The organism is Spirochaeta cellobiosiphila DSM 17781, from assembly GCF_000426705.1.
In the GTDB taxonomy this organism is placed as follows: domain Bacteria; phylum Spirochaetota; class Spirochaetia; order DSM-17781; family DSM-17781; genus Spirochaeta_E; species Spirochaeta_E cellobiosiphila.
This window is the reverse complement of record NZ_KE384554.1, coordinates 195,936-212,535: the sequence shown is the minus strand read 5'-3', so window position 1 is coordinate 212,535 and position 16,600 is coordinate 195,936. Positions and strand designations below refer to the sequence as shown.

Here is a 16,600-nt window from a genome sequence, read left to right as displayed (position 1 = left end):
GTTAATCTCCTATTCCATATAGGGTGAGTAAATGACTTACCTTATTATCTAATTCCTTACCTGAGAGAATGACTTCCTCAGGAATATTGTGATCCATCAATAAGGATAGCTCCTGCACATTGTGGGAAAGCAATTCTGCCAGATAGTGTTTTTCTCTGGGAGCAAAATGAGTAAAAGCAAGTTTTAAAGCTGGTAAAGCCTCTAAAAACTCTTCATCGGAATAACCAGTAATGTATGAATCTAATGTGTTAATAAAGCTCATATTTCTTTGGACTAGTTCTCTGGCAGAAACAAATAAACCTTCTATATAATCACCTATATTATTGGGATCACTAAAAAATTTAAGATCTAATAAAATGTCTGATTCATTAATCTCATCCAGATACCATAGACTTCCTTGAACGGCCCCTTTTAAGATGGATAATTGACCCTGTTGTTGAGCAAAAATTCTTAAAGTATCGACAAAACTTTGACGGGCATATTCTGGACATATGGGCATACGTAGATAAGCTTGTAGCATTAAGTCAAGAGCATTGAGATAATCCGTAACATTAGATTGAGGGACTCCTGTTATTTCTAAAAGTGACATTAGATGATCCCAACTGTTATAGAGAAGTTTCCCAGCTTGGGAATTCCCCTGACTATCAATTCTATAATTCATATGTCTATCAAACAGAAATAAAAATAATAGGTGCTTTAATGCTTTAGCCAAATCTAAAAAATCACTAGACCCATTGATAGCTGTTTCTAACTTGCCAAATAACTTACGGCCTTTGTATTCCGGTAATGCTAAAGCAACTTGAATCATGAGTATGGCAAGGGAGGAAGCTTTATTTTCTTCTTCAATAGCATTGGATAAATAATTTTCAATCGCCTCATCTAGGCTACCTCCAAAACGAGAAGCTTCTATCAGATCACTATGAAAGTTCACAGTGCTTACTAAAAGCCACCTCTCTTCCATTAGGGCCAAATTGGTTTGTTCTATAAAATCTGGACCTTGTAACTTAGTAAAACCTTTTATATTAAGGAGATTTAAACTATGTAATAATCGACTTTTCCTAAGGTCTTCCTGGCTATTATAATTAAGAGTAACTTCCTTTTTTAATTGATCAGGATACAATTCCCATTGATGCAATTGTTGTTCAATCTCTTTTACGAGGGGTGGTAGAGGAGTTCCTTTAGCCAGAACTCCCCGTTTGTCCCCTCGGTAAACTTGTTCAATAACTTCTAATAAGGGATGATAGCCACTACGGCTTATCTCATCCTTAATCAAAACCGATTTTAATCCGTCATAAATATCCCGTCGTTGTACTATTTTATGTCCTCGTAAATTCGCGAGAATCCGACAGGCATTCTCAGCTGCTATGGCATCAGCTGTACTAGCTATCTGTTTTTGACGACGTAAAGCTTCTATAATAGCCATTAGGATTTTTTTATGATTATAATCTTTGTTAGCAAAACATTGTTCCCAATAATCTTGATAAAAACCAGGTCCAGCCATACCCGACTGATAACCTTTAAGTTTATCTAAACGTTCATAGGAGTAAGGTATGAGGGCTGTGTCTGTTCTGATATTTCCTTTCTTCGATGTGATAGAAGTTCCTGGGGTCTCTTCTTCAACAATTATTTTGAGTGCAGAGCTGTGATAACCACCAGTTAGAACCAGAATAGGTCCGGAAATTTCCGCTCTGAGACTTAGAATTTTGTGAGCCATAAATCGCTCTCTTTCTTTATCTACTGATGTGACCTCAGATAGTTCTCTGGCATTTTGACAGAACACATCTATACGATTAAAAAAATCAATAGGCTCAATTTCTATATCTGATTCAAATAATTCATCCCATAGATCATCAAAATTATTTACACCAAACTTGTGACATAATAGATCAATGTACTGACTACTTTTGAGACGACTGTCATTGTATAGGTTATTACCTTCTTCTGCCTTTTTTTCTAGCTGGTAGATGTCATACCAAGGTAGATCAATAAACTGTATATGAGCTTGTTGTTGTTTGGCTATGAGTAAGGCTTGCCATTCTGGACTATATTCACAGAAAGGGTAGTAAGCTCCCAAACTTTGATTATCATCAGTTTTAAAATAACTAAAGATAGCTAGTGGCAGTTCATGTGGTAGATACAGTTCCCATAAGCGCTTGTTAAAGTCTGAAGGTCCTTCGATAAGTATGGCTGAGAATTTTTTTGAAGCACATAATTTATGTAATGCCAGAGCACATGCTGGACTATGGTGGCGAAGTGGTATGAAAGTAATGTCTTTCATGATAGTCCTAGATTATGTCTCGCTTGATAAAATTCTTTCCAGGTTTTATTGCGCTTTCCTACTATATGATGAAAATAATGTCCCATTTTCTTCTGATCTTCTTTAGAATCTTTTATTGCAGATCCTAAGAGATTTGATACGAAATGTTCTGCTTCTACTTTGCCGTTATTATAATAATATGCATGTAACCCTGCCGCATAATTAACAGATACAGCTTCAGCTAAACTCATCACAGTACTAAGAGGTTCTAAGGCTCCTCCTTCAATTGTTTTACCATTTCTTAATTCGTGAAATAGGGTGACAAGTATCTCTGTTTTGTCTGGTGGAATAACAACACTGATTCCTGAATTGGCTAACATTTTATTTGTTTCCCGTTGTACTAATTCCATTTCCTGTTTGATATCTCTTACAGGGTGAACCGTTTCAAAGTTAAATCGTCTTTTTAAAGCGGAGCTCATTTCATTCACTCCTTTGTCCCGGATATTGGCCGTTCCTATGATATTAAAACCTTTCTTTGCATAGAGCGTATTTGATCCTGTGGGTAATTCTGGAATAGAAAGAACTCTATCACTTAATACTGAAAGGAGGCTATCCTGGATTTCTTGAGGACAGCGGGTGATTTCTTCGAATCTTACAATTTTTCCTTCTTTTATTCCTCTATACAAAGGGGCGGGTACTAGTGCTTTTTCACTAGGTCCCTCTGCTAATAATAAAGCATAATTCCATGAGTATTTTATTTGATCATCAGTGGTTCCCGCACTGCCCTGGATGGTTAAGGTTGAATCCCCACTGATTGCAGCACATATTAGTTCACTTAAATAACTTTTAGCTGTACCTGGTTCTCCAATCAACATGAGTCCACGATTGGTTGCCATAGCTACAATGCAGCACTCTATGAAACTACGCGATCCAACAAATTTAGGTTCAATCTTATATTTACGGTTCCCAAGTATAAAATCACATACTCCTTGGGGAGATAAAAGCCACCCTTCTGGTTTAGGATTATTTCGATCTAGTTCATATAATTGATCAAGTTCCTTTTTATAGAGTAGTTCCGCTGAAGGGCGTTGAAAGTCTTCTGTTTTCATAATCTATCCTTTACTCTGCTTTTAATGTTAAGAGTGAAATATCACTAATGACTTCACTTATTATCATTGGAGGGACTTCATTTAAGCTTAATAGATCTTTCTTTTTCTTATCCGATTCATAATAACCATCAGGCTCTCTCTGTCCTTTAACAAAGTAAATATAGTTGAAGTTAACTTTTTCCTCTGCTTCGATATACCCCATACCAACAGCTCCATCATAAGTAGCTATTACAGTAATATTAGAGGAAGGAAAATACCTTGAATGTTCATCAAAACTTCCTGCATCTAAACCTACACCTCGTATCCATCCTGCTTTTTCAAGTCCAAAAACTAGTGTAGGGGCCGGTAATTTAATATCCTTATAGCGTTCTATCCTCAGAAGTTCTTTTTCAGAGTCTTCCAGTAAATATACTTGTCGCCCAATTTGATTAAAGGGGGGAATGATCTCATAATCACTAAATATTTGACCCCAAGATTGTTTTTCCTCTTTTGTCATTTCAAGAGGATGAATTAGAATTATCTGGTTGAACGAATCTAATGTAATTACATCATCTTCTTCATTAGTTATTTCCAGTTCCTCTGTAATACGGAATAATTGATCCGTTTTGTCATTTGTATTGATAGCCTTCCAGAGTATTCTTGTACTAATGTGGCGCATTAACGGATGTTTAATGAAAAAACGAACAAACTCATCTACAGTCCATTTACGTCCTATAACCATAGCTTGTTCTAGTCTCGTAGCTTGAATCTTTGCTGTGTCTTTAATTTGCTTTTTTATAAGCTTCCAATTCGCTAGTGCTTCCTTAGCTTTTTCCTGATCATCTTTTTTGTTTGGCTTTGGTAAGTTTGCCAGTGCTTTACCTTCTTCATTTTTTACAACTGGTTTAAGATCCTTATCCAAGGATACTGTAAATCCTCTATTACCATAATCAAAAAACCTCGTTCCCTTATTGTCCAGACCGCAATCGGGGATAATTCTATCTTCCAATGCTTCTGCTGTTAAACCTCTTTTTTTTGCAATTGACTGGATAACCTTAGCAGCATTTTTCTTTATACCAGCGAATTTGACCTTTCTTGCAATACCATTAATAACCATCAATGCGGTATCTGACCCGATAGCCTCTAAGACTCTAAGGCCTGTTACAGCCCTTTGGTGTTGTGATTCTCCTGGCCATGTTCTAATAAGAGGTTCCAGCCTAAGTGCTAAATCATCTCCACCCAGAATACCAACTGAAAGCATCATCCATTTTTCTTTGGATGGTGCAGATCTTTTTAGCCAAATTTGGAAAAGGGACCATACAAAGTTGTCCAATTGCTTTTGTGATATATTGGTTTTGATTTTATCTACAAATAATCCGGGAGATGAGATATTTTGAGTTTTCAAGAATTGTAATAGTTGACTGACCTGTTTTAGACTTAATGAACCTTCTGAAATTACTAATTTAGGTAGAAGGAAAGGATCAATAATAGAGCTTTTAAGTTCTTTGTATTGGTTTAATTCTGTTGAAAGCCAGTGAGGTGTTGTTTCTTCTGTTAGTTCTGGTGGTAGCTTGTTATCATAATCAAGAGTAAGGTCTCTAACTCTTTTCTTAATGTCTTCTGTTTGTTTTTGTAATACCCTTTCTATTTCATCGTGATAACCTTTATGTGCTAATAGTCTTATTGTATTTAATAAAGACTCGTTTGATATATTCTGTTCTTTCTGACAGACATAAATTGTCAATCCCGTAGCAGCTGTTCCTTGGTGGGTGTTGATCCAATTCCAGGCTAGATCCGAGACTTTGGATGATTCACTTAGGGTAAACATAGTATAGGCTATTTCTGGTTGATCAATATTTAGTAATGGAGTAATAAGCTCCTTAGCCCAATCTTTATATGTTTCTTTTTGAATCTTATCACAAATTTTATCTATACAAGCGAAACCTGCAGTAGAAAGCCATTTTGGTATTTTTACTGTATAATCACGTAGTTCTCCAGCCATAACTTTTGTTTCTTCTAATTTTGATATTACCAATTCTTGACTCGGTAAAGAGCGGACAAGTTCTCCTAAATCATTGATCGTTAAATCTAAATTTGATTGTTCATAAGCTTCCCATAAAGGTGTACTGTTCAATTTGAAGGCACTTACTCCATATATCAAACCAGGAAAGTAGGATTTATTCTGTATGATTAGAGTATATAGTTCTTGAGCTCTGGCCATCAGTTCTTTACGCCGATCTTTGGATTGATAAGGCATAAGATAACTTACTGCATTAGATAAGGCTTCTAAGATAGAAGTAGACCATTGTGATCCAGTAGTGAATAACCAATCAATAATAGTATCGAATCCAAATATCCAGGTCAGGGCTATTCCCTGTATAGTCGATAAGGTACGAAGCGTTGCTATGTATGTTTGTACACTGTCTCTGTTTGTTAAATCAATGTCATTAAAATAGCGATAATATCCCTGTTTTCCAGTTTCCTTGATTAATATAATAGACTCTTCTTTAGATAATGATTGTGGCATATTCAACGTTTTAACCAGTTCCTCATCCATTGGTGTCAATATTGAAGATTTCCTTTTTATTTTATCTATCAATTTGACTAGATCTGATTTTTTATTATCCTGGATTTCCTTGTAAGGATAGGGGACCCATGATGGGTAGGACAAATAATAATCACTTAAATTAAAAGGGTTGGTTTCTGGTGTTGGTGATAAACCTAAAGGTTTTGATTCTGAATTTTTGGCTGTAGCCGTTGTGATTACATTTTCTTCCTCTCTATACCCTTTATTTACCTTGGAATTAATTGACCTTTCATACTCTTTTTTAGCTCTTTCTGCATTTTTAAAGTCTTTAATCTTCTCAGACCCACTAGTTCCCATTCGGCCATATCTAACAGTATAAGATGTATTATTTAATTCAATTTCCCAAAACTTATCTGACTTGCCATCAGTAAAAACGAAACGTCTCATTAAGTCTCTCCATATAAAAATATTGTAGCATTAATACAATTACCGGTCCTAGCGCTAAGACCACTTTACTTTTAATGTGCTTATTACTATACAAATATCTCATTTTATTAGAATATCAATTATGATGAATTATTGGATTGGAATTTGTAATTTTATTAAGTATCTCCCTGGCTTGTATGTTATTTTTGCTATTGGCAATCCATTATTGGAGTATCTTTACTTAGGTAAGTATCATGAACCCAGTACAGGATCATTAGTATTTATAGTCCTTTTGGGTATTCTACAAATTCTTTTTTATCTATATCTAAAAGTAGTCCTAGTCTCTAAAGAATCATTAATGATAGTAGAATACAAAAAGCAACGATTTCTATCTTGGAATGAGATCGAAAGCATAGATAGAACTATCATGATTAGTCCCGTAACCTATCGTGTTGTACCTAAAGAGGGAAGGCCCTTTTTCTTTTTTACTCCAGAAATTTCATTTCATATTGGCTCTAAATATAAAATCTTAAAAACAACTTCGGCTATCATTGAAAAGGTAAAAAGAGACAGAGGTATTTGATATGATATCATCGAAGCAAATATTAGCATTTGTTGATCACCTTTCTAATGTCCATAGTTGGTATAAACACATTCCTCTATTAGAAGGAATGAGATTTGTTGTCTTTATCAATAGAGAGGCTGGAAGGTTTTACCCAAAAGAATATCCTGTCCTTAAATGGGGCAATGACCAACAGAGCTATACTAAGCAATTCGGTTGTCTGGATTATGTCTATACATCAGATCAAATTCACTATTATCATGATGCTGGAGTGTATAATACTTATGACCAGGTGCTTGGAATAGAAGAAAAATATGAGTTAATTTTATATCCTTATGTTCATGATGAAATATATTGGAGTATTCATAAAAATTCCCTTAGCAGGATCCTAATAGGTGCTGATCATCCCCATGCTTACTATCTAAAGAATATAGCTATTCTAGAACGAGAGTGTATGGATCTAATAGAAGATATCCCTTCTAAAGAATTAGAGTATTGTGAGATTGTAATTGAAGAGGATGTCGATTGCGAGTCGATAACCAGCTTAAGTCGGCCTGCTTTAGATTACATTTCTAAGAGAGTAAAACAATATGAATTGTGGAATTTCATACATTTACAGGAAAGAGAGAAGCTTACGTCTTCTGTGTATAACCTAGTACAAAAATCTTCTTAATATGATACCTTGTCTCCAAATTGATCGATTAGTTTCTCTATTCTGTCTTGAGGGATATTTGTTCCTCTGATATCAAATTTATCTAATCTAGGGTAGTCAGGAAGGTTGTCGGGGATTTCCTCTAAATTAGAAAAACTAAAAAGCATATATCTGAATTCCCTTAGCTGCCAGAAGGACTCGGGAAGCTTTTTGATTCTACAGTTTTCAAAATTAGGTTGTTCAAGTTTTGTGAGTTTACCAATTTCTTCTGGTATTTCTGTGATATTCGTGTTTTTGATATTTAGCCAAGTTAGATTAGTTAAGTTAGATATAACTTTCGGAAACACTTCTATTGGATTGTCAGCTATATTCAATCCTTGTAAAGATGTTAGATTTTGAATTTCATCGGGTATGGTTTGTATATTGTTGAATCTACTAACTAGGGTTTCTAGTGATTTTATTGAAAAAAGATGTTTAGGTAAGGAATCATTATGATTGAAGAAAACCTCTTTAAGATTCTTTAGTTGAGAGATCTTGTCTGAAATCTCAGTAGTTTTTTTATTTGATAAATCCAATCGCCATATATCCTGAAGAAAAGGATAATCAAAAAAATCATCTGATAACCTGGGAATCTCCGCTCTTACTGATGAGAAATCTATACCTGTCCACATTGTATTTAATGCAGAGGGGTAAACTATCTTTTCTATTTTTTTCATTCCTTTAAAGATTTCAGTTTTAGTTTTCTTATCAGAGAATAGAGTTAATAATGCCTGGTATTTGTCCCATAGTATGTTTTTTAGATCTTTAGATGCCATTAAAATAGTTTTGGCTTCCCCTTCTTCTTCCTTGTTAGAGGACATAATTTTTAATTCAAAATCTTCTAATTCAGTCATAGTCACTTCCTTTTAAATATAAAATATCAAAAACTCAATTTTAACTTAATATAATGCCATGTTTGATACTTTCCTATGTAGAGTTGAAAATATCATCTTTAATGTTCATACTAGATGGAGTGATTCTGTTAATCAATGAGAATATCTGGGCAGAACTCTTGATACTTGTGTCAGGTTAGGAAAGATAGGGTGCTTGAAAAAAAGAAAATTAAAACGTCTTTCAAAGATTCTTTATTTTTACTGATGTTGGATAATCAATATGATATTCTTACTGTAGAAGAAATCGCATATAAAGCAGGTTATTCCCGTAGAACATTCTATCGTTATTTTTCCTCTAAAAATGAGTTGCTTAAATATGGGCTTTCACAAATTATTGATGAATATACATTAGCGCTAACAAAAGAAGTTAATTTATCTGTAGAGAATATAGCCAATATTTTCTTTAATTTTTGGTTTACCCATGTTGATCTTTTTTACTCATTAAACGAATCAGATTTACTTTTTGAATTATTAAATATAATGAACATAAAAATACCACAGATACATAAGTCTCTAAAAGACAGGATCCCAGAATACGGTAAGCAGGAAGAAGTGAACTATGTCTTATATTATAGTATAGGAGGATTTTGGAACCTTCTTGTTCAGTGGATGGCAAATGGCAGAGAAGAGACTCCGGAACAATTTAGATTAGTATTAAAGCACGTTATTGATTCCATTCAAATCAAGGATAAAGAATATGATAAAAATAAGGTCTTATAGTAAGGAAGATGTAAAATCTACATGACTGCAAAATTGATAAACAAAAATGGCAAAAGCGTATCAGTGTATCTTGAGTCCGATAAAATTAAAAAAGACAGGTAGGCTTTATCCTCTTTTTTTTTGAGCATTGTGAATTTAAAGTAGTAAAGTATAATGGAGTATGAATTATGATGAACAATGTAGAAAACAGGGCCAAAGTTATAAATACCATTTATGATGATGTAGAGACTGGGGCTGATGAAGGATTTATTCTGAGCTTGTATACACAAGTCAATGACATAGCCGAACTAAAGGGATATATGGTATCTAGTTTCGGACTATCAAGTGATACAGGTGTAGATCAATTGATAGAAGAAGCCCTGAATGCCTTTGAAAATAATAAAATCAAGATTTATGATGCTATAAAGAAATATATAAATGAAGATTTAGAAAGTGATTTAGCTTTAATAGCTGGGGTAGATTCCTATGATCCTGAAGACTATAAGGATATCAGTTTGGATAATCTCGATGATGCCGGGAGATTTATTATTGGAGTAATACTATTGAAAGATACTTCTGAAAGTCTTAAATACTGCGCCTTTTTATTAACCGTCGTTATGAAGTTTTGATAGCAGCAGCAATTATTATTCCTCGTTGGGTTCTATGCTTGCTATCAAAACCTACTTATTGGTGGACGGTCCTTTTCTTTTGGCTCATTTTATTGAGGGGAAGGTTTCCAGCATTCATCTTTTCTAAATACCACATAAAAAGCCAGTGATACAGCTACTGTAACAAGGGTTAGAGCTTTCAGGCCTGCCAATGAGCTAGATATATTATTTGCTCCTACAAGCCATGTTGCGCTATTTAAGCTTCCGTGAAATAGTATGGCCCCAATAATACTTCCTCCACTTTTTTTAACTATAAATGAATAAAGGATAGATGAGGCTGAAAGAAAAAGAATATACCATCCCATTCCGGATAAGAATCCTGTAATCTTATAAAGTTCCGATTGAAAAGTTCCTTCTATAAAAAATAAGGGAGTATGCCAGAATCCCCACAAGACTCCTGTTATTAATGCAGAGGGTATAAGGGGTAGTCTTCTGTTTAAGGTAGGAGTCATTAGGCCCCGCCAACCGACCTCCTCTCCCAAGCCTGCTTGAATGGACAAAATAAGGAAGACCGAAAGAAGCCCTTGTAGTTTTTGAAGAGGATTCTCAAAAGGAATGTTCATATTTCTGCCAATAAGCCATAAGACACTAACAATTATTGGCATAAGTAATACTGATATTGCGTACCAATACCACTTAAATTTGATCTTGATTATTCTTTTCAATAATTTGAGTAATCCTGATTTTCCGTCAAATATGGAAATAGTAGCAAATGCCGAAATGGTAGCACCTGAGGCTGCGAGTAAAAGAAGAACTTTAGAGTTCCCTCCATTATTACTTTCATTCATCAATAAATAGGGAATTAGAATTATTGTAGAAAATGAGAGAGCGCCCAGATAGTAAGAGATGACCTTAAAAAAGTCGATTAATTTTTTATTCATATTTTACTCCTTATGAATTAATTGACTTTTTATCTGTAGACTTGTTTTTTGGGGAATAGTACATAAGTACTGCTTCCTTATGGAGCGCTGTTTAGAAGTCTAAAATCAATTGAAAAAGTTCAAGTTTTGAGTTGATCTCCAATTTCCTATAAACATTTGCAGTATGATTCTTCACTGTTTGCTGTGATATATTCAATAACTGGGAGGCTTCCTTACTTGTGTATCCATTGAGAATCAAAGTAATAATTTCCTTTTCTCTGGGAGTTAATTTAAAACTATCAAGGTTGCGTTCAAATCTAGGTTGTGTATCGGAGATAAAGAAGAAATGTATAAGAAAGAGTGATATAAGAGAGGAGAGGGTAATAGCAAATATTTGATCCATAGGGAGTCTTTTTATAGATTGGTAGATTTCCTGATTATAGAACCTTACAGCTATTACACAAAAAAGTACTACTAGTAATACTAATACAGATAGGAGCATTGAGTTATAGAAAACTTTGATTTCATCTATCCTGATATACTTTCTATTCTTCAAAAGTAACGAATAGACAAAGACCAGACCTGAAAAACGAAGAATCAAAGTGATGGTGACTATTGCTGTATTTGTCATATACAGATTTGTAATTAAAGAAAATAAAGCAACTATTATAAGAAACACCATCAAATTCCGGCTTGATTTCTTAATCTGAAAACCAACAATTTTTATACAGGCTAATGGTGCGGTAATAAAAGCAACAGAACCATTTATGATATGTAGTGTCTCTATGAGTTCGGGGGAGAAAATATTCGAGGTAGAAAGGAGCCAAATCATAGAGCCTATTGTAAATGGACTGAAGAATAATAGAATGTATAACACTATAGATTTTTTATTCTTCAAATAGAGCATTACTATCAAGAGTGAAGTGAATAGAGTTGATATACATGCTGTTAAATATAGAAAATAGTACAAAGCCTTCACAAGAAAATATTAATGGTATTATAGCTAAATAATCAAGGTCGCGGGATTCAATACCTGAGAACGAACAATAGCTAATAGTTATTTTAAATATTGGATCATGATGTTATTTTATTACCTATGAATGGATATATACTTTTGATTTCTATAATATGTTTCTCCATTGGTTTTAGTAGTTTTGCTCTATCGTTTTTTCTTTTTGAAAAATATAAGAACAAAAACCTTTTGTTATATTCTGTTTGTATGGGACTCTGGTCTTTAAATGTTTTCCTGATTCGGATTTTAGATATTCTACGGCTTCAATTCTGGAACATTGATGAATCATCATCATTAGTTACTTCAATTCTATCAAATATAACATGGGGGTTATTCAACTATTTTTTTCTTCTGACAGCCCATTCCTTTGCTGGCCAAAAACTTAATAGAAAGTGGTGGTCGCTATTACTCTTATCTTCTCTTTTTCTTATGGTTCCCATGGATGTCATTACAATGGATTATAAAATGAAATCCATATTTATATATTTGCAGATTGGTATACACTCAATCATCCTTTACAAATCAGCGTTCATATTGAAAACTATAGTTGTTAATTTTACAAAGAAGAATGTTCGATCTATGTATAATAGGTTTATTAATTTTTTATTGTTTTTTTTCCCTTTCTTTATCGTTGACCTGTTGCCAATAACCATTAAAAAATTCCAGTTTGGTTTAGGCTTTTATCCTTTATTCTATTTACTTGTTAACCTATTCTTTTTAAGATTTATCAGTAATTTTGTGTATTTTCCAAAGCTGGCCGAGAAGAGAATTCCATATAACTCTAACCATGATAATATTTATTCATTAACAAAAAGAGAGTTAGAGATTGCTGATCTGATTTTAGAAGGTAGAAGTTATCGAGAAATTTCAGAGCAACTCATAATATCTCAAGAAACAGTTAAAACACATATAAGCAACATATATAAAAAAACTAATGTATCGAATAAAATCGAGCTCGCCACCGCTTTAGCAAAATCTTAAATCTAGCGAATATGAGCCAGTTTTAGAAAAATGGCTCTTAATTCCTATATTTTTTTTGATATCATCTATCTATCTTTCAGAAATCTTAAAGAAGCCATTAGCTTCTTATCTTTTGGAGGAATATATGAATAATAAAGTTATTCAACTAGTCGGATTGGTGATTATGAGTATAGCTATAATTACAGTAATGGTTATGCTTACCTTGTCTCTGGTTACATCTCGACCAATGTTTAATGAAATCTTTAATGAGAACAATCTAGGTAGTATAAGGATTTATCCCAAAGACAAAGCCCTAAGCTTTGCCAGGTATAGAGATAACGACTCTATTCAACTCATGCTTGTTGAGACTTACCAAAATGATATTATTACTGGATATAATATTAGTTCTCTGGATTCTGAAGTATCAGCTGATCCTATAAACTTTTTTAATAAGTATGGGTATGATGGAATAATAAGATTATCTGAACAGAATTTAGTACCAATAAGTATACCTGATAATCGCTTGATTAAGACTGCGGATTTTGAAAACAATAATATTGCTGTTGGGTATAATTATATCTCTCACTTGAAAGAGCTTGATGAAGATGAACCTCCTTTTTTATATCCCAAAAAAGTAATACCTGATAGTTTCAATACCACGATAAATACTAAAAATTATTCATTACCAGATTATGAACTAGAACTGGGGATAGTTCTGTTAAATGATGTTACCCCCAAAAGTCAGAGACAAAATTACTATGGCTTTCTATTGGTTAATGACTTTACCGATAGAAAGCCTATTGTGCAAAAACATGTTGATGTACTCCTTGGTAAGTATGACTCTTTAGCTGACGGTATCCAAGGATATTCTGATGCGAAAAATAAAGAGAATGCCTTTCCAACAGGGAATTTGTTTATCATCCCCAAAGAGTATAAAAAATTCATAAATGAACTGGAGTTAAAATTATATCTGAATGGGGAGTTGAGACAGAAGGCCAGGCCTCAAGATTTAATATGGGGACCGGATAAAATCATTGAAGAAGTTTTCTTAAGAGGGAATTGGAAGTTTGAAAAGGAAAATGAATATTGGTATTTATTGAAAAACAAGAATCTGATTCCTTCTGGAACAATCCTTCTTACTGGTACACCAGAAGGAGTAATATTTAAAAAGACAAATATGTGGAATCCCTTTGTCTTTCTACGGCCTGGAGATGACATTCATATTATTGCTGACGGCCTAGGACAGATTAATAATAAAATAATTCAGTAAGTTTATTTCAAGGGAACAAACCGATTTCTGCTAAAATATCAGAGATCGGTTATTCATTATAGGAGCTTATATTATTATCTCTGTTTCTATCATCAGATCATAGTAAAATTATACTTAGCTCTTAGGGGCAGAGTTAACTTTCCAGGTGATGGCGAAAGCCAATATGAGAATTGCTGTAAATATTTCTATTATACTAAAAAATATATAATGAGGTGTACCACCCATAAAAAGGGTAAAGCTTTGAATTGAACCAGTAATCAACGCTGATACTATGTTTAAGTACTTATTTATTGGGTAAACAAGCACTTGTGATAATAAAATCATTATCATTGGTATTTGCATGATCAGGGCAAAATAGAAGAGAAACATCTCTGTTATTTTCATTCCACCCGATTCGCCTGTTAGAAATTCTTGCAGGGATTGGGAATCATGTAGGGTAAATACGTCACAGTATATATAGTTCACAGTCAAAAATATCCATAATAAGGATAGCAATTGTTTTCTGCTACCATTCCATTCTACTATTTTTATCACTTTTTCCTTCCTTTCATTACGTAGTACCTATTGTATTATAGTTGAACCAAGACTAACAATATTTTTCTGTTACTTGCTGATTCTGACCTCTCTCTCTTTCTAACACTGAAAACAGCGATTTTGCTTACTAGGTTTTGCTCGTTTGCTTACTAGGTTTCATCGTTTTGCCTACTAGGTTTCATCGTTTTGCCTACTAGGTTTTGACCATTTGGTTACGAGCTTTGGTCTAAACTAAGTAACCAAAATCGTCGTTTTGCCGTAAGTAAAAGGGATCTTTTAAGCCTTAGGAAATGAAAAAAAACAAGATCACATCAGTAAAACAAATAAATAAAGTCTAAATAATCTAAAGAACTTTTGTTTTTTCTCAAAAATGTGATACAAGAGCTGGCAAATCTTTTAACTCCCACTTAAACTTAAGACATTATGAAAACATTACAAACAATAGAATTAAAGTTATTAAAAGTAATTTGGATTTATTCCTTACCTAAGCCCAAAGTATTAAAAGGATCTACTCTTCACAGATATTATATCCAGATAAATAGATCAGTCTGTTATGATAGAACTTATTTAGATGTTCTTGAAAACTTGTCATCTAAAGGATACATACGTGTTTATACTAAGGATAATAATCATCGCTATATACGAATCACTGCCAAAGGGATTGATGAAATTGAGAAAGGATTGGATGATGTTCCTTATTATTGTGGCATTGCCCTTAATAGTCTATGCGACAGCAGAATAGTGAAGATTAAAAATAGATTAAAGAGAATCTTAAGAACGCAAGCATATGAACATCCTTCTACCTCTTATATTGTGTCTAAGATTGAAGAGATAAATATGTATCGACAGATCAAGCGGACCCAGCTGAAACGCTTTATCACTACTGTTGTTGTCAGTATCTTGATACTAACAGTATTATATTTGATGACAAAGTCATGGAGAATCCATCACCAGGTCCTACTTGGCTCTGTCTTTTACCTGAATAAGGTTTTTACCCTTTAAAGTTCACCCTTTCAATTTTGTCCATAACCTCATCATATAAAGGGTCCAATTCTAAGGCATCGAAATGAGTTCGTATTTCCTGGAATACAGGACGAGTGACTGGGTTAGAAGGACTAAAGAGAGAACAACAATCTTCATAGGGGAGAATAGAAATATCATAAGCATCTAAAAATCTAGAGGTTTTGATAATCTCTTCTTTATCGGTACCAATGAGTGGTCTAAGGATAGGAAGATTGGGAGCGCTATTAGTGAAACGTAAACTTTCAATAGTCTGGCTAGCCACTTGGCCCAAGCTTTCTCCCGTTATAAGAGCTCCTGCTTCACGACTGATGGCTAAACGTTCGGCGATCTGTGTCATAGCTGCTCTCGTATGAAGAGTGGTTTCACTTAAAGGAGCCTTTTTTCTAATATGTAACTGAATAGGAGTGAAGGGGACTATGAAGAGATTGATACCTCCATTCCAGGGGGCTAATTTAGCCGCTAAATCCTTTACCTTTTGCGTGGATTCTTCTGAAGTGTAGGGGGGTGTTGTAAAGTAAATTGCATCAATCCGTAAACCTCTACGTATCATTTGATATCCGGCAACAGGACTATCGATTCCCCCGGACAAAAGAAGAACAGCTCGTCCGGATGTTCCTACTGGCAGACCTCCAGGCGCTTTCAAAGGATTACCATAGACATAAGCTTTTTCCCGAACTTCAACTGTGAGAACAAAATCAGGATTTTTCATTCTTACCATAGCATGAGGAAGGGCGTCATCCATAGCTCCTCCGACTTCTCTACTTATATCGTAACTGCCCATAGGGAAGCTTTTGTCTGTTCGTCGAGATTCTACTTTGAAGGTAAAAGGTTTGTCGCTATATTCCCGGGCTTTAGTGATCCCTGCGGCAATGATGCTATCAATATCCTTTTCCACTTCCTGGGCATGGGAAAAACCAACAATTCCACAAACTTTACTTAATCTATCTTCCATAAATTCACGGGGAACATCTTTGGTCCGTACATAGACTCGTCCACTTCTTTGTTCTACTGAAGCATTCACTTCTTTAAGGCTTCGTTTGATATTTTTAACAAGAGTTTTCTCAAAAAAGTTTTTATTACGTCCTTTAAGGGACAACTCTCCGATTTTCAATAAATAAGTATCCATTTTT

The 16,600-nt window shown here is 34.1% G+C and carries 15 protein-coding genes; 7 read left to right on the top strand and 8 right to left on the bottom strand.

Going from position 1 to position 16,600, the window contains the following annotated elements:
* Position 1: 1 nt before the first annotated feature.
* From K345_RS0107810 to K345_RS0107800, 3 genes are read right to left on the bottom strand one after another with little or no spacing between them, the layout of a single operon-like run.
* Entirely contained in the window at positions 2 to 2,278 is a 2,277-nt protein-coding gene (locus K345_RS0107810; RefSeq protein ID WP_028973684.1) for a DUF5682 family protein, read from the bottom strand.
* Positions 2,275 to 3,366: an ATP-binding protein gene (locus K345_RS0107805; RefSeq protein ID WP_028973683.1), complete on the bottom strand. Its 1,092-nt coding sequence runs from the start codon at positions 3,364 to 3,366 to the stop codon at positions 2,275 to 2,277. Before K345_RS0107805 ends, K345_RS0107810 begins: the two co-directional genes overlap by 4 nt.
* 10 nt (positions 3,367 to 3,376) lie before the next feature.
* Complete coding sequence (locus K345_RS0107800) at positions 3,377 to 6,319, bottom strand: WGR and DUF4132 domain-containing protein (protein WP_028973682.1); 2,943 nt, start codon at positions 6,317 to 6,319, stop codon at positions 3,377 to 3,379.
* A 124-nt stretch (positions 6,320 to 6,443) separates the two neighbouring features.
* On the opposite strand from K345_RS0107800, the gene K345_RS0107795 reads away from it, so the two are divergent.
* Both K345_RS0107795 and K345_RS0107790 read left to right on the top strand, forming a co-directional pair.
* Complete coding sequence (locus K345_RS0107795) at positions 6,444 to 6,881, top strand: hypothetical protein (RefSeq protein ID WP_211227849.1); 438 nt, start codon at positions 6,444 to 6,446, stop codon at positions 6,879 to 6,881.
* 1 nt (position 6,882) lies between these two features.
* Positions 6,883 to 7,533 carry a hypothetical protein gene (locus K345_RS0107790; protein WP_028973680.1) on the top strand — a complete coding sequence of 217 codons (651 nt, stop codon included), beginning with the start codon at positions 6,883 to 6,885 and terminating at the stop codon, positions 7,531 to 7,533.
* Here K345_RS0107790 and K345_RS0107785 read toward each other — a convergent pair.
* Positions 7,530 to 8,405, bottom strand: a complete 876-nt coding sequence (locus K345_RS0107785; RefSeq protein ID WP_028973679.1) for a leucine-rich repeat domain-containing protein — start codon at positions 8,403 to 8,405, stop codon at positions 7,530 to 7,532. The genes K345_RS0107790 and K345_RS0107785 overlap by 4 nt on opposite strands.
* Before the next feature lie 189 nt (positions 8,406 to 8,594).
* On the opposite strand from K345_RS0107785, the gene K345_RS22285 reads away from it, so the two are divergent.
* Entirely contained in the window at positions 8,595 to 9,164 is a 570-nt protein-coding gene (locus K345_RS22285; protein ID WP_053228143.1) for a TetR/AcrR family transcriptional regulator, read from the top strand.
* A gap of 167 nt (positions 9,165 to 9,331) precedes the next feature.
* Entirely contained in the window at positions 9,332 to 9,772 is a 441-nt protein-coding gene (locus K345_RS0107775) for a hypothetical protein (protein ID WP_028973678.1), read from the top strand.
* Between the two features lie 89 nt (positions 9,773 to 9,861).
* On the opposite strand, the gene K345_RS22280 is transcribed toward K345_RS0107775, so the two are convergent.
* The gene (locus K345_RS22280; protein WP_028973677.1) at positions 9,862 to 10,692 is read right to left on the bottom strand and encodes a CPBP family intramembrane glutamic endopeptidase; all 831 of its coding nucleotides are present in this window, start codon (positions 10,690 to 10,692) and stop codon (positions 9,862 to 9,864) included.
* Between the two features lie 91 nt (positions 10,693 to 10,783).
* Positions 10,784 to 11,503 carry a helix-turn-helix transcriptional regulator gene (locus tag K345_RS20225; protein WP_037571596.1) on the bottom strand — a complete coding sequence of 240 codons (720 nt, stop codon included), beginning with the start codon at positions 11,501 to 11,503 and terminating at the stop codon, positions 10,784 to 10,786.
* 264 nt (positions 11,504 to 11,767) lie between these two features.
* Between K345_RS20225 and K345_RS22275 the strand changes: the two genes are divergently transcribed.
* On the top strand, positions 11,768 to 12,664 hold the full coding sequence (locus tag K345_RS22275; protein ID WP_028973676.1) for a response regulator transcription factor: 897 nt from the start codon (positions 11,768 to 11,770) through the stop codon (positions 12,662 to 12,664).
* A gap of 124 nt (positions 12,665 to 12,788) precedes the next feature.
* Positions 12,789 to 13,913, top strand: coding sequence for a fumarylacetoacetate hydrolase family protein (locus K345_RS0107750; RefSeq protein ID WP_028973675.1), 1,125 nt, complete (start codon positions 12,789 to 12,791; stop codon positions 13,911 to 13,913).
* A gap of 114 nt (positions 13,914 to 14,027) precedes the next feature.
* On the opposite strand, the gene K345_RS0107745 is transcribed toward K345_RS0107750, so the two are convergent.
* Positions 14,028 to 14,447 carry a DUF6326 family protein gene (locus K345_RS0107745; protein ID WP_211227848.1) on the bottom strand — a complete coding sequence of 140 codons (420 nt, stop codon included), beginning with the start codon at positions 14,445 to 14,447 and terminating at the stop codon, positions 14,028 to 14,030.
* A 423-nt stretch (positions 14,448 to 14,870) separates the two neighbouring features.
* Here K345_RS0107745 and K345_RS0107740 point away from each other — a divergent pair, with 423 nt between their 5' ends.
* Entirely contained in the window at positions 14,871 to 15,449 is a 579-nt protein-coding gene (locus tag K345_RS0107740; RefSeq protein WP_028973673.1) for a hypothetical protein, read from the top strand.
* Here K345_RS0107740 and thiI read toward each other — a convergent pair.
* Positions 15,439 to 16,596, bottom strand: coding sequence for a tRNA uracil 4-sulfurtransferase ThiI (gene thiI / locus K345_RS0107735; RefSeq protein ID WP_028973672.1), 1,158 nt, complete (start codon positions 16,594 to 16,596; stop codon positions 15,439 to 15,441). The genes K345_RS0107740 and thiI overlap by 11 nt on opposite strands.
* Between the last annotated feature and the right edge of the window lie 4 nt (positions 16,597 to 16,600).